At 69.4% G+C, this 11,769-nt stretch carries 10 protein-coding genes; 4 read left to right on the plus strand and 6 right to left on the minus strand.

Going from position 1 to position 11,769, the window contains the following annotated elements; translation table 11 throughout:
- Window positions 1–34: 34 nt before the first annotated feature.
- The 4 genes from DQW85_RS42050 to DQW85_RS42065 form a co-directional block, all read right to left on the minus strand.
- Window positions 35–1,525, minus strand: coding sequence for an MFS transporter (locus tag DQW85_RS42050; RefSeq protein ID WP_113705326.1), 1,491 nt, complete (start codon window positions 1,523–1,525; stop codon window positions 35–37).
- Window positions 1,526–1,852: 327 nt separating this feature from the next.
- Window positions 1,853–2,419 carry a TIGR03086 family metal-binding protein gene (locus DQW85_RS42055; protein WP_113705318.1) on the minus strand — a complete coding sequence of 189 codons (567 nt, stop codon included), beginning with the start codon at window positions 2,417–2,419 and terminating at the stop codon, window positions 1,853–1,855.
- Window positions 2,420–2,435: 16 nt separating this feature from the next.
- Window positions 2,436–2,939: an SRPBCC family protein gene (locus DQW85_RS42060; RefSeq protein ID WP_205315817.1), complete on the minus strand. Its 504-nt coding sequence runs from the start codon at window positions 2,937–2,939 to the stop codon at window positions 2,436–2,438.
- On the minus strand, window positions 2,936–3,289 hold the full coding sequence (locus DQW85_RS42065) for an ArsR/SmtB family transcription factor (protein WP_240197781.1): 354 nt from the start codon (window positions 3,287–3,289) through the stop codon (window positions 2,936–2,938). The genes DQW85_RS42060 and DQW85_RS42065 overlap by 4 nt, the downstream gene beginning before the upstream one ends.
- A gap of 571 nt (window positions 3,290–3,860) precedes the next feature.
- Between DQW85_RS42065 and DQW85_RS42070 the strand changes: the two genes are divergently transcribed.
- A complete protein-coding gene (locus DQW85_RS42070) occupies window positions 3,861–4,394 on the plus strand; it encodes a hypothetical protein (protein WP_113705319.1) in 534 nt (177 codons plus the stop codon).
- An 88-nt stretch (window positions 4,395–4,482) separates the two neighbouring features.
- Here the strand turns inward: DQW85_RS42070 and DQW85_RS42075 are convergent, their stop codons facing one another.
- A complete protein-coding gene (locus tag DQW85_RS42075; protein WP_162795813.1) occupies window positions 4,483–5,262 on the minus strand; it encodes a neutral zinc metallopeptidase in 780 nt (259 codons plus the stop codon).
- 172 nt (window positions 5,263–5,434) lie between these two features.
- Between DQW85_RS42075 and DQW85_RS42080 the strand changes: the two genes are divergently transcribed.
- Together DQW85_RS42080 and DQW85_RS42085 are read left to right on the plus strand one after the other, a co-directional pair.
- The gene (locus DQW85_RS42080; RefSeq protein WP_113705321.1) at window positions 5,435–5,914 is read left to right on the plus strand and encodes an SRPBCC family protein; all 480 of its coding nucleotides are present in this window, start codon (window positions 5,435–5,437) and stop codon (window positions 5,912–5,914) included.
- The gene (locus DQW85_RS42085) at window positions 5,911–7,287 is read left to right on the plus strand and encodes an MFS transporter (RefSeq protein WP_205315818.1); all 1,377 of its coding nucleotides are present in this window, start codon (window positions 5,911–5,913) and stop codon (window positions 7,285–7,287) included. Before DQW85_RS42080 ends, DQW85_RS42085 begins: the two co-directional genes overlap by 4 nt.
- A 60-nt stretch (window positions 7,288–7,347) precedes the next feature.
- On the opposite strand, the gene DQW85_RS42090 is transcribed toward DQW85_RS42085, so the two are convergent.
- Window positions 7,348–8,418 (minus strand): hypothetical protein, encoded by a 1,071-nt coding sequence (locus tag DQW85_RS42090; protein ID WP_113705323.1) that lies wholly within the window; start codon window positions 8,416–8,418, stop codon window positions 7,348–7,350.
- 398 nt (window positions 8,419–8,816) lie between these two features.
- Between DQW85_RS42090 and DQW85_RS42095 the strand changes: the two genes are divergently transcribed.
- A partial coding sequence (locus DQW85_RS42095; protein WP_113705324.1) for an amino acid adenylation domain-containing protein occupies window positions 8,817–11,769 on the plus strand: 2,953 nt, incomplete at its 3' end.

Here is an 11,769-nt window from a genome sequence, read left to right on the forward strand (position 1 = left end):
GTCAGCACGGGCTGGATCGTGCCCTGCCAGCGGGTCAATCAACGGCCGGGACCGCCTCCCCGGGGTCCCGGGCGGGAAGCGCGCCGGCGGCCGGGACGTGCCGGAGTCCGACGATCGCGAGGACGGCCAGGCCCAGGAACAGTACGGTCGCGACGAGCGCGACGACGTTGAGCCCGCTGGTGAAAGCATCGCGGACCGAGTTCAGCAGGTCAGCCCCGGCCTGGCCGGAGACCTGCTGGGCGGCCGGAACCGCGCTGGCGATGCTCTCGCGGACCGCGCCGGCTGCGTCGGCTGGGACCCCGGCGGGGACGCTCACCTCGGCCCGGTAGACCACGCTACCGATGAGCCCCAGGATCGCCACCCCGAGCGCCGTACCGAACTCGCCGAGAGTACCGGACAACGATCCGGCCGACCCGGCCTTCTCCGGCGGCGCGGACGACATGATCAGGGTGGCGCTCAGAATGCCGACCGTGCCACCGCCGACGAAGGCAATAGTGAGGCCGGTCAGCAGGGTCGCCAGGCCGGTGGGGCTGCTCGTCACCTGCGTGATCACCAGCATGCCGATCGCCGCGAGCACTGCCCCGGCGGCGAGCACGTAGGCGGGGCGGACCTTGCGCGCGGTCGCGGCGGCCAGGTTGCCCACGACGATCATTGCGATGGCCGGGGCCAGCATCCACAACGCGACCTGGAACGGCATGAGCCCTTGGACCATCTGCATGAACAGGGTGGCCAACAGGGTGGTCCCACCCGAGAAGAGCGGCGCGCACAGCGCGAGCAGCGCCGCGGCGGCCAGCGCGCGACTGCTGAACAGGCTCAGGTCCAGCAGCGGACTGCTCAGCTTCCGTTGGCGCCGCACGAACACCACCATGAAGACCAGGCCGACGAAGATCGTGGCGATCGGCAGCACGTCCCATCCGGTCCTGGCCGCTTCTTTGAGTCCGTAGATGATCGGCAAGATGGTCGCCAGGGACAGCACCACACTGATCACATCCAGTCGGCCCGCGCTCGCGTTACGGGACTCGGGCACCAGGAAAGGGCCCGCGAGCAGCAACAGCGCCATGATCGGTACGCCCATGAGGAAGATCGAACCCCACCAGAAGGCGCCCAGCAGCAGCCCGCCGACCACCGGGCCGAGCACGATGCCGGCCATCAGAGACGTTCCCCACACGCCCATGGCGGCCCCCATCTGCCTGGGGTCCCTGAACATGGTGCGGATCAGCGCCAGGACTGACGGGGTCACAGCCGCGCCGGCGATACCTAGCAGGGCACGGGAACCGAGCAGCATCATGGTGGAGGTCGAGTAAGCGGCCAGCAACGACGCGGTGATGAACGCCGCCGCGCCCAACAGCAACAACCGGCGCCGGCCGATCAGGTCGCCGAGCATTCCCATCGTGATCAGGAACCCGCTGACCATGAAGCCGTAGATATCCATGATCCACAGCTGCTCGATGCTGTTGGCCCCGAGGGCCGAGGTCACCTGCGGGAGCGCCAGGAACATCACATTGATGTCCACGGCCGCCAGCATGGTGGGCAGGCACAGTACGGCCAGGCCGAGCCACTGCCGCGGCCCGGCCTTGGGGGAAACGTCGACTGTAGTCAATCTCTTGGTCCTCTCACTGTGAGGGAGCAGTGGCTGTGCGATACGGCGCCGCGACTCATCACCGCCAGGGGGCGGCTCGTCTCGTCACATGGGCGTGTACCGGCTGCAGGCGCGGCGCATCCACCGGGCTGGTTGCATTCGTTGGCCGCCGGCGATGCCAACGATGGGGGTATGCGTGCCGGTGTCGACGTCGGCGGTGGGGGGGCGACGGGTCGGCGGTGCCAGTGCGCGGCAGGGCTCCGACCGAGGAGTTCAGCTGGGGTCGCGTCCGAGAAGACCGAGCAGCCGGTCCTGCGCCGGAGCGTCCTCGGGGACCTTCACCTCCGGGCCGCACACGCCATGGGCCCGTAGTCTGTCCTCCCCGAGCACCATGAACACTCCTTGCCAGACCTTCCAGACCCGATCGATCTCAGCCGGGTCGATCCTGTCGTCCTGCCCGACGGCCCGGGCGAGGTCCCACCCGTGGATGACGAGGTCGGCGCTGATGACCTGGTCGATGTGCTGCTCGACCGTCAGGCGGCCGACGGGGGTGTCGTCCTCGGACAGGGCCAGCTCGGGATCGTCGAGCACGGCCTCGACGTCGGCGCGGGCGGATCTGAAGGCGGCCAGCGGGTCGTCGTCCACCGTCGGCACCGGACTGAGCCGGCGGCCGAGGGGGCGCAGCATCACGCCGTGCATGTCGATGACGTGTCGCACTACGTCTCGGGCGGTCCACTCCTCGCACGGGGACTGGTTGGACCACTGGTCGGGCCGCACACCGGCGACCTTGCGTTCGAACGCGTCGGCCCGGGTGCGGTAACGGCCGGCGACCGTGTTCATGGCGCCACCGTCCGGTTCATTGCGCCACCGTCCGCACCAGCGCGGCGAGCACCTCAGTGAGCCGGTCGTAGCTCTCGGCGATGCCGCTTTCCGCGCCGAAGTTGATCATGGCGTCGCGGATCTGCTTCGAGGGGTAGCGCATGGTGCTCGTCAGCGTGGTCCTGTTGTCGCGCTCGACCAGGACGATGGTTGTCAGCGATTCCTCGCCCGCTTCCGCATCGCAGTAGTCGTTGGCCTCGGTGCGGGTCAGACGCTCGGGGGCGGCGATCTCGCGGTGAACGCCGTGCAGATGTATCTCGGTGCCGTCGGGGCGGCACAACACGTAGCGCCAGGTCCCGCCCACGCGCAGGTCGACATCGCACACCACCAGTTGGTAGCCGTGGGGGCCGAACCAGCGGCGCAGCAGCTCGGGCTTGGTCCACGCGTCGAAGACGAGGCGGCGTGGCGCGTCGAACACCCGTGTCAGCACGATCTCGCACTCGGTGGGGGCGGTCACCGTCATCGTGCCGCTGTTGTTCACGGGCGGCCTCCTGGTTGCTCATCGCTTGCGGTCATGTCTCTTTCCCCCATGGATTTCAGCTCGTCGATCAGTCCGTCGAGACGCTCGAAGCTCTCGCTCCAGAAGCGCCGGTAGCCCTCAAGCCACTCGGTGGCGTCGCGGAGCGGCCGCGCCTCTAGGTGGCAGGGACGTCGTTGCGCGTCGCGACCGCGTGACACCAGACCTGCCCGTTCCAGCACTTTGAGGTGCTTGGAGATGGCGGGTTGGGTCATCGCGAAAGGCTCGGCCAACTCCATCACCGAGGCCTCACCCCTGGCCAGCCGCGCGAGGATCGCGCGGCGCGTCGGGTCGGCGAGCGCGGCGAACGTCACGTCCAGGTGATCGTGTGCGGCAGTCTCATAACCACTCAGTTTTATCACCTCTTGGTTAGATAACTACTTGGGAATATAGAGGCCGTGCCGCTCACCGTCAAGGGCGATGACCGCAGGCGCAAGCGAACCCCCTCGGCCTGTCGTTAGCGAAGCTGTCACCAAGTACACGCAAGCACTTTTGCCCTGGTCAATAGCCCATCGACTCCGACCTTCCGGCTCTTACCCTGTTCGCGGGACGTGTCGGGTCATATGCGGCATGTATTGACATTGGATCTCGGGGGGTTGATCTGGGTGGGCCGGCCTTGCCCCGGGTGCCGTGCCACGACCAAGGCCGTCGGCCCGAAAACGGCAGCACCACGGCGGACGCGCAGGCCCCCGCCAGCGGCCCGCTGTGCGTCAAGCCCGCAGCTCCGGTCGGACCGATCAAGTAGCGGCCGGCCGAACTTGAGCAGGACGCCGGGCACCCGTCCCCAGCATCCCAGCGCCCTGCCCACCCTCAGACCTCCCGAACTTTTCACTGCCACCGCTCATCAAAGAGATGGAACACCACGATCCGTCAGAGAAGCGGGGGATGAACGGGATGCAGGTGAAAGGCCGGTTGATCAGGCGCCCGGCAGTGACGGCGGTGCTGATCGCCGCCGCACTGACGACGGCCGCGCTCCCCGCGGCGGCGACGCCGGACGCCAAGGCCCCCGCGGCGCAAGGCGCCTTCGGGCCGTACGGCTACGGCGGTGTCAAGCTGGGGATGACCGCCAAGCAGGCCAGAGCCACGGGGAAGATCGTCCACAAGCGGCCCGGACAGTGCTCCGGATGGGACTACAAGGCGCACCGCAACCCGAGCGACCGGGTGGGCCTCTTCATCTCGAAGCGGCGCGGCGTCGCCGTCATCTTCGCCCCGGCCGGCGTGCGCACGCCCAAGGGCATCGGCGTCGGCTCCACCCTCAGCCAGATCAAGAAGGCCTATCCCCAGGTGGTGAACAGGGTGAACGGCTACTACGTGAGCGTCCCGGGCAACAAGAAGGCCCACTACTACTTCGGGGTCAACCGGCGAAAGCAGCTGGAGGAGATGGCCCTGACCCTCAGGAACCAGGACTGCGTGAACTGAGCCGCACCCCGGGGACGCGCCGTCACCAGCGCCCGCGAGCGCCTGCCGAGCTCGCGGGCGCCGGCGGCGGCGCGTCCGCCTGCGGGGCTCAGGCCACCTTGGACGACGGGGCCGTCCAGGTGTTGCACGCGTCGGGCGACGCGGCCTGGAAACCTCTCTTCAGCCAGGCCGCGATGTTGCGGCCCTTACCATGGTCCCGGGCCTTGGCCCACTCGTCGCCACTCACGAGAGTGACGTCCAGCAGGTCCTCCCACTCGCCCTTCGTACGGTCGAGGGAGTCCCAGACGCTGCCCATGAAGGCGCCCGCCAGGCACTCGGCCTGGAGTTCGCTACGCCGGATCTGCTCGTTCAGCTCGCTCTTGCCCTTGTACGGGTAGCGCTGGAACGCCCGGGCCATCCCGGTGACCTGCTGAACGTGATGCCCGTATTCGTGGGCGACCACCTTGAAGAGGAACAGGTCCCCAGGGTTCGCGAGCATCTCGTCATCCAGGAGGACGAGGAAGCGCCGGTCGGTGTCGCAGTACATCGCCGCGACGTTCTTGTCCCACGAATGCCCGCAGAAACGCCGTGGCTTGGTGATGAATCCGACCCTGGCCTTGGCGAACCGCAGTCCGGCGCGCTCGAAATGGGCTTGCCAGGAGGCGTTGAGACAGTTGAGCACCGAGGTGATGTATCGCTTGGCGGAGGGGACGTGCTTCCGCTTGATGTGGCGCTCCCGGCACTCGCTCGGTTCGAGCTCGCCGGTGCCGTACAGCTTGTTCTTGGTCAGAACGGGATCCCTGATGGGATGAGTGGCCGCATTCGCCGTGCCGGACAGTAAGAGGGAGAACAGCGCACAGGCCACAATGAGGGGAGCAGCTAACCGCATGATCGGCATCATGCCAGTACCTGGAGAGCCCACGCGATACGTCGCGCCCGGTCCACCGCCCTGACCTGGGCATTCATGGGCTGGACAGATCCGGCGTCCCGGGGGGATTCTACGGAGAGAGGGGTGAGGGCCGGCCGGGCAGGTGACCGGCCGCTGCCGGGCTGGAGGGCCCATGGCCGCCAACGTGATGGTCGTGGCCGAGCGGGAGTACGAGTACCCGCGGCCGGAGGTGTTCCGGGCCTGGACGGTTCCGGAGGAGATGGCGCAGTGGCGCGGGAGTCCCGGTTGGCACGTGGAGCCGGACACGGTCACGTCCGACCTGCGGGCGGGCGGCCGTCACCACCACGTCAAGGTCCGTGACAACGACCCCACCGCCCGGGTGACCACCGACGCGGTGTTCACCGAGTACTTCGAGCCGGACGTCTTCGTCGCGCGCCAGCGGATCACCGGCGACCCCGGCATCGACCCGGACGTGCCGCTGGAGTTGCGGGTCGAGTTCACCAAGACGGGGCGCGACCACACCCTCGTGCGCGTGGTCCAGGGGCCCTTCGAGCCGGAGGTCGCCGGCTACCACAGCAAGGGCTGGGAGCTCGAACTCGACCGCCTGGACGGCTACCTGGCGCGGCGCCGGGCCCATGGGGGTGCCCGATGACGACGACGCGGACGCCCATGCCGCACATCACCATCGTGCGGCAGAAGCCGCTGATGACCATGCGGCAGATCCTGCTGATGAACTTCGGGTTCTTCGGCATCCAGTACAGCTTCGGCATGCAGCAGACCGCGGTGAACCCCATCTACAACTTCCTCGGAGCCTCACCGGAGGAGCTGCCGCTGCTCAACCTGGCCGGCCCCATCACCGGTCTGGTCATCCAGCCGATCATCGGAGCGCTGTCGGACCGCACCTGGAGCCCGCGGTGGGGCCGGCGCAAGCCGTACTTCATCGTCGGCGCGATCGGCTGCAGCATCTGCCTGTTCCTGTTCCCGTTCGTCGCCGCCCTGTGGATGGCCGTGCTGCTCCTCTGGCTCCTCGACGCCAGCAACAACACCGCCATGGAGCCCTATCGCGCGTTCATCGCCGACCGGCTCCCCCCGTCGCAACTGGCCAAGGGCTTCCTCGCGCAGAGCTTCTTCACCGGTTTCGGGATCACTCTCGCCAACGTCTCGCTGTTCGGCTTCCAGAGCCTCATCAGCGGGGCGACGTCGGCCGGTATCCCCTACTGGGTCGTCGGATCGTTCATGCTCGGTTCGGTCTGCTCCATCACCACGGTCCTGGTGTCGGTGCTCACCACACCGGAGCTCCCGCCGAGCGACGAGGAGCTGGCGGTGATCCGGGCCAAGAGGGGCGGCCTCGGCAGCGCGATACGGGAGATCTGGGACGCCATCGTCGAGATGCCCGGCGAGCTGCGCAAGCTCGCGCTGGTCTACCTCTTCCAGTGGTATGCCATGTTCTGCTACTGGCAGTTCGTCTCGCTCTCCATCGCCGAATCCGTCTACGGCGTGACCGCGGCCGACCCCGGGTACGCCGATGCCGTCTCATGGACCGGCCTCGTCAACGGCTGGTACAACATCGTCACGTTCTGCGTCGCGTTCCCGCTCGTCAGCCTGGCTCGCCGGCGCGGCGCCAAGTGGGTGCACATCCTCTGCCTCATGTGCGCCGCGGTCGGGTTGATCATCTTCGCCAACGTGACCAACCCGTACCTGCTCTTCGTCCCGATCATCGGTCTCGGCATCGCCTGGGCCTCGATCATGGGCGTCCCGTACATCATGGCCGTGCGCATGATCCCGTCCACGCGCTACGGCGTCTACATGGGGATCATCAACATGATGATCGTCGTGCCGATGCTCATCCAGACCGTGACCTTCGGCCGGATCTTCGAGAGCGTCCTCGGCGGCGATCCGACCAACGCCATCATGTTCGCCGGCTTCCTGCTCGCCGCCGCCGCCGTCGCGATGACCTGGATCAAGGAACCGCCCTTCGTCCGCGACGTCGACGACCTCCTCCAGGCGCCCGCCGGCGCGCACTGACGACAGGACGCGTCCCCCACCGCGGGCTCGCGGGCGGTGGGGGACGGGGAGCGGTGAGGGTCAGCCCTCGTCGGTGTCCTTGCTCCCGGCGGGCCGTTCGGTGTCGAAGACGGTCTCCGGCGGGAGTGGCCGCTCGTCGGAGACGGTCACGTACAGGCCTCCCTTGGTGGCCCTGGAGGTGCCGAGGCGGACGAACCCGGGATCGCTGGCGAGCGCCTCGTCCGGGCGCAGCCCCAGGAACGTGTCGTAGGCCCACAGCAGGGCGTCGCCGAGCCAGTTCTGGCCCGTGAGCGAGTGCAGTCCTTTGAGCCACGGATGCCGCGGCACCTGGGCCTGGGCCAGGATGCCGCTCTTGCCGGTGATGGCGCCCACGGGCGCCGAGTCGTTCGCGGCGACCTCGGCGTGCTCGCTGATCCTGCGGTTGTGGAGCCACTCGCGCTCCCACTCCGCCGGGATGCCGTATCCCGAGATCGCGATGATGTCGGCACGGGCCATGAGCCTGGTGAAGGGGCCCTTGGCCGCGTCGAGGCAGATGACGAAGGAGAGCCGGGCCGGCCTGCCGCCCCGAGGATCGGCGATCTCCAGATCGACGGGGCCGCTCCCCGGCACGGGGGTGAACGTGTCAGGCCACTGGTCGATCACGCTGTGGTGATACTTCGACATGATCACATACGGGCGGTCCGCGCCGGACTCGATGAGGAACCCGACGTTCATCCCCATGATCTTGCCGTCCGGGGCATGCTCGCCCGTGTCGTGCGCGATGCCCCCGACGGCTATGAGGAACCCCGGAGGCAGCTTCGCCGCCTCGGCGCGGAAGCCGTCGCGGATCGCCTCGACGGTCTCCGTGTTCAGCGGTGAATGCGCGCCGTGCGAGAACCTCTCGGCCGGATTCGAAATATCCTCGAACACATTGAAGGCGAATTCGGGGAAGAGCAGGAGACGGAATGAATCGTCCGGCTTGTCCAGGAACTTTGTCTCGCGGAGCAGCGCGAAATACTCGCGGACGGCCCGGCGCCCGTCCTCGGCGTTTCTTATCACCTTCTGGTACGGCCCCGGCCTGGCCGCGCTCCAGGTGTTGTAGGCGCGCCTGAAGTCGCGGTACGCGGCGCTCCGGGTGGAACGGCCGAGCATTCTCCCTCCGTATCCGAACAGGCTTCGCGAGGCTCCGGAACCGACGAGTGGCAGCATGATGTGGTCCGTTCTGGCCGGGAATTGGCGAACGACCACCAAGCAATCACCGCCCGCGGGGACAGACAATGGCTGGCATTGTCACCGCCTCGACAGGGTTACCTGTCCCCCACCCTGACCTGCGGAGGCCATTTCCGGCCCGCGGCACTAATGGCGGCGCCCGGCGGCCGAAAACTCGTGCGCTCGGGCGCGGGCGACCCGGGTGTCGCCGGAGCCGGTGCACCCGGGCGCTGACCGGAACCGGACAGGTATCGCGGTCCATGCATCGACTATGGCCGGATTAATGATGTATGAATGCGTTCATCCATCTTCTGCTGTCCCCATCAGAAAGTGAGGCGGGAGTGAGCTCCTTACCGGGGCCGCCCTCGGGTGACGTCAAGCTTTCCGACCCCAAACGAGCCCTGCTGGAGCAACGCCTGCGCCGCCGATCCGGCGCCAGGCCCACCGGCATCCCGCGCCGCGACCCCGGCGCCGAGGTACCCCTCTCGTTCGCGCAAGAGGGCTTGTGGTTCATGGAGCAGTTCGCTCCCGGCACCGCCGCGTACACCATCCCCCTCGTGCTGCGCCTGCGCGGCCGGCTCGACGCCGACCGGCTCCAGCTCGCCCTCGACACGGTCGTGGCCAGGCACGAGATACTGCGCACCCGCTTCCCCGCCGACCGCGACGGACGGCCCCGGGTCGAGGTGGACGACCTCCGCCACGTCGAGCTGCGCCGTCGGAGCGCCGATGACGAAGCCGGCGCCCGCGACGCGCTGAGCGCGGAGCTGGCCAGGCCCTTCGCCATCGCCACCGAGCCGCCCCTGCGGGCCCTGCTCGTGCGGCTGGCCGACGACGACCACGTGCTGCTGGTGACGCTGCACCACGTCGCCGGTGACGGTTGGTCGCTGGAGATCCTCGCCGGGGAACTGCGCGCGCTCTACGCGGGAGAGGACCTGCCCGAGCCCGCCGTGCAGTACGGCGACTTCGCGCTGTGGCAGCGCACCCGCCCGGCCGATGAGGCGGACCTGGCCTACTGGCGCGAGCGGCTGGCCGGGGTACCGCCCATCGACCTGCCCCTGGACGGGCGGCGCGGGGCCGTGGCCACCTTCGACGGCGACTCCTGCGCCTTCGAGCTCGGCCCCGACCTGCTGGCCTCCGCAGCGAACCTGGCCAGGGAGCACGACGCGACGCTCTACATGGTCGTCCTGGCGGTCTACCAGGTGCTCCTCGGCCGTCACAGCGGTCAGAGCGACTTCGCCATCGGCACGCCGGTGGGCGGGCGCCCCCGCAGCGAGCTGGAGCAGCTCATCGGCACGTTCGTCAACATGCTGCCCATGCGGGCCGACCTGGCGGGCGATCCCCCCTTCGCCGAGCTGCTCACGCGGGTCAGGCGTACCGCGCTGGACGCCTTCGAGCACCAGAGGCTGCCGTTCGAGCAGCTCATCGGGGAGCTGGGGCCGGCTCGCGACATCTCGCGCACCCCGGTCTTCCAGGTGGCGCTGGCCCTGCAGAGCTACGCCGAGGACACGGCCGCCTGGCCCGGCCTGGAGGTCGAGCCGTTCCCGATGGCGGCCATGGCCGCCCCCTTCGAGCTGGAGCTCTTCCTCACGGAGCGGCGCGCCGGGCTCGACGGGCTGTTCGTCTTCAACCGCCACCTGCTGTCCAGGGCCACCGTCGAAGACCTGGCCGCCCACTTCACCGCCCTGCTGCGCGCCGCCACCGCCGCCCCGCACCTGCGGGTGTCGGAACTGGAGATGCTGACGGCCGACGAGCACGAGCGCGTTCTGGCCTTCGCCCGCGGGCCGCGCCTGCCGTTCCCGGGGGACAGGACGCTGGGCGAGCTCTTCCAGGCGCAGGCCGCGCGCACCCCTGAGGCCGTCGCCCTGGAGTGCGGTGACCAGCGGCTCGGCTACGCGGAGCTGGAGCGCCGCGCCAACCGGCTGGCGCACCGCCTGCGCGCGCTGGGGGCGGGGCCCGGCACCCGGGTCGCGGTCTGCGCCGAGCGCTCCGTCGAGCTGGTGGTCAGCCTGCTGGCCGTGGTCAAGGCCGGAGCCGCCTACGTGCCGCTCGACCCCGAATACCCGCGGGACCGGCTGGACTTCATGCTGCGCGACGCCCAGGCCGTCGTGCTGCTGGCCCAGGAGGCGGTACGCGAGCGGCTGCCCGAGACCGGGATCGTGACCCTGGCCCCCGAGGAGCCTGGTGGTCCGACGGACGGGCCGCCGCACGGCCCGGCGCTCGCGTTGGGGAGCCCGGCTCACCCCGCGTACATGATCTACACCTCCGGCTCGACCGGCCGGCCCAAGGGAGTGCCCAACACCCACGCGGCCATCGGCAACCGGCTCGACTGGATGCAGCGGGCCTTCGGCCTGACCGGCGCCGACGTGGTGATGCAGAAGACTCCCGCCGGGTTCGACGTGTCGGTCTGGGAGTTCTTCTGGCCGCTCATCACCGGTGCCCGCCTGGTGCTGGCCGCGCCGGGCGGTCACCGCGACACCGCCTACCTACGCGATCTCGTCATCGGCAGCGGCGTGACGACCATGCACTTCGTGCCGTCGATGCTGGCCGCCTTCCTGGAGGAAGAGGGCATCGAGGCGTGCGCGTCGCTGCGCCGGGTGATCTGCAGCGGGGAGGAACTCCTGCCCGGCGTGGCCGCCCGTTTCTTCGAGCGGCTGCCGCGGGCCGAGCTGCACAATCTCTACGGACCGACCGAGGCGGCCGTGGACGTGACGGCGTGGCGGTGCCTGCCCGGCGTGCCTGACCTGCCGATCGGGCACCCGGTGCAGAACACCAGCATCCACATCCTCGACTCGCGGCTGCGCCCGGTGCCCTTCGGTGTGCCGGGCGAGCTGCACATCGGCGGGGTTCAGCTCGCCCTGGGCTATCACGCCAGGCCCGCGCTGACGGCTGAGCGTTTCCTGCCCGACCCCTACGGCTCTCCGGGCTCCCGCCTCTACCGCACCGGCGACCTCGCCCGGCTGCGCCGCGACGGCGCTGTGGAGTTCCTCGGCCGCATCGACAACCAGATCAAGATTCGCGGCCAGCGGGTCGAGCTCGGGGAGATCGAAACCGTGCTGCGCGAGCAGCCAGGTGTGCGCGAGGCGCTGGTGGTGGCCGGCGGCGACGGGCTCGTGGCCTACGTCGTCACCGACGTTCCCGACGCCGACCCGCGCACGGCACTCAAGGCGCTGCTCCCCGACCACATGGTGCCCACCGCCTACGTCCGTCTGGAGGCGCTGCCGCTCAGCCCCAACGGCAAGGTGGACCGCGCCGCGCTGCCCGCGCCGCCCGCGCCGTCCGCGCCGGCGCGTCCCG

Source organism: Nonomuraea lactucae (genome assembly GCF_003313395.1).
In the GTDB taxonomy this organism is placed as follows: Bacteria; Actinomycetota; Actinomycetes; order Streptosporangiales; family Streptosporangiaceae; genus Nonomuraea; species Nonomuraea lactucae.

What these genes read in the sequence shown, in the direction of transcription:
- DQW85_RS42085 (WP_205315818.1), top strand. Translation starts at nt 5,911, where the DNA reads ATGACGACGACGCGGACGCCCATGCCGCACATCACCATCGTGCGGCAG.
- DQW85_RS42080 (WP_113705321.1), top strand. Translation starts at nt 5,435, where the DNA reads ATGGCCGCCAACGTGATGGTCGTGGCCGAGCGGGAGTACGAGTACCCG.
- DQW85_RS42075 (WP_162795813.1), bottom strand. Translation starts at nt 5,262, where the DNA reads ATGCGGTTAGCTGCTCCCCTCATTGTGGCCTGTGCGCTGTTCTCCCTC.
- DQW85_RS42055 (WP_113705318.1), bottom strand. Translation starts at nt 2,419, where the DNA reads ATGAACACGGTCGCCGGCCGTTACCGCACCCGGGCCGACGCGTTCGAA.
- DQW85_RS42090 (WP_113705323.1), bottom strand. Translation starts at nt 8,418, where the DNA reads ATGCTCGGCCGTTCCACCCGGAGCGCCGCGTACCGCGACTTCAGGCGC.
- DQW85_RS42070 (WP_113705319.1), top strand. Translation starts at nt 3,861, where the DNA reads ATGAACGGGATGCAGGTGAAAGGCCGGTTGATCAGGCGCCCGGCAGTG.
- DQW85_RS42050 (WP_113705326.1), bottom strand. Translation starts at nt 1,525, where the DNA reads ATGCTGGCGGCCGTGGACATCAATGTGATGTTCCTGGCGCTCCCGCAG.